This is a genomic window from Tannerella forsythia (assembly GCF_003860135.1).
Classification (GTDB): domain Bacteria; phylum Bacteroidota; class Bacteroidia; order Bacteroidales; family Tannerellaceae; genus Tannerella; species Tannerella forsythia_A.
Genome location: NZ_RQYN01000138.1, coordinates 1 through 1,396 on the forward strand (window position 1 = coordinate 1; position 1,396 = coordinate 1,396).

The 1,396-nt window shown below is 50.4% G+C and carries 2 protein-coding genes; both read left to right on the plus strand.

Translation table 11 applies throughout. The features are described from left to right. A partial coding sequence (locus tag EII41_RS14405; protein WP_221620741.1) for an Ig-like domain-containing protein occupies window positions 1-445 on the plus strand: 445 nt, incomplete at its 5' end. A 433-nt stretch (window positions 446-878) separates the two neighbouring features. Beyond that, window positions 879-1,396: fibronectin type III domain-containing protein (locus EII41_RS13665; protein WP_185711933.1), on the plus strand; the 518-nt coding region annotated here is incomplete at its 3' end.

A 1,396-nucleotide genomic window follows, 5' to 3' on the forward strand; every position in this document is an offset into this window, starting at 1 on the left:
CACGTTTACGGTCAACGGCGATTACGAAGAGGTGCAGCTCACGGCCACCGTCGCCCCGTCGAATGCCACGGATAAATCGCTGACATGGTCGAGCGACAATCCGCAGGTCGCCTCGGTCGATGCCAACGGTCTGGTGACCATCCATAAGAAAGGCAAAGCGCGCGTCACGGCTCGGGCCAACGACGGCAGCGGCCGGTACGACGCCTGCGATTTCAACGTGATCATGACGGTCGGCAACGAAACGGTCGACGGCCTGCGCGTCTACGCCGCCGGCAGCGCGCTGTACCTGACGCTCCCCAACGCCGCGACGGTACATATATATAATGTACATGGCGCGATGGTGAAAACGCTCTTCCTCCCCGCCGGCGACCATGTAGAGCCGCTGCCGTCGGGTGTATATCTGGTGCGCGTGGGAGAAAGGGTAACGAAAATCCTGATAAAGTGAAAAACGAAAAGTGAAAAGTGAAGAGTGAAAAGTAGTCAATGTAGGGGCGGGCCTTGTGTCCGCCCTGATCATCGGCGACCGGACACCGCCGGCTATCCGAACGCAAAGGAAGTGAAAAGTGAAAAACGAAAAGTGAAAAATGACGCCCTTCGGGCGGAGAATAATTGTGAATGGTTATTTACCGCGTACATGATTCGGCGGGTAGTGCAACATATAAAAAAACGTGTAAAACTTGTGGTTAAATGCTGAACGCTGAACGCTAATAAGAATTACGAATGACAAATTACGAATTACGATGTTCAGAACGCAAATAAACACAAATGGCGCAAATGAACGCAAATTAAAACTTGTGCAACTTGTCATAAACTTGTGCAACTTGTGGTATCTGAACGCTGAAGGCTGATTACTGAATAACAATTAACAATCAATGAACATGAAACGAATAAAACAACTTTCGATTTGGATCATCGCTCTTTTTGCGATAACAGTGACAAACCCGGCATGGGCGGTCGATTCCCTGCCCCCCAGGCCGGGCACCTACGGCCCCATTACCTCTACCCAGACCACCATTACGGTAAACTGGACAGAAGCTGCTGATAACGTTACGTGGGTAGGCAATCTGAAGTATCGGGTGGCCTGGAAGAAAAAAAAGTCAGCAACATCGTGGAATTATACTGGTCTGAAGACCAATATCACCACCTATACCCTTACCGGTCTCGAACTCAATACCGAGTATGTGGTGGAGGTGTGGGTAACGGATGAAAACGTTAACTACATATCGTATGGCGAAAGAACGATCAAAACCAAACCCGTCGATACCCAATATCCCACGAAGGGCAGCTACGGCACCATTACTTCTACCACCACCACCATTGCGGTAAACTGGACGCGCGGAAGCGATAACGTCACGCCGCAAAACAAGCTGCGGTATCGACTGGAATGGAGGAAAAA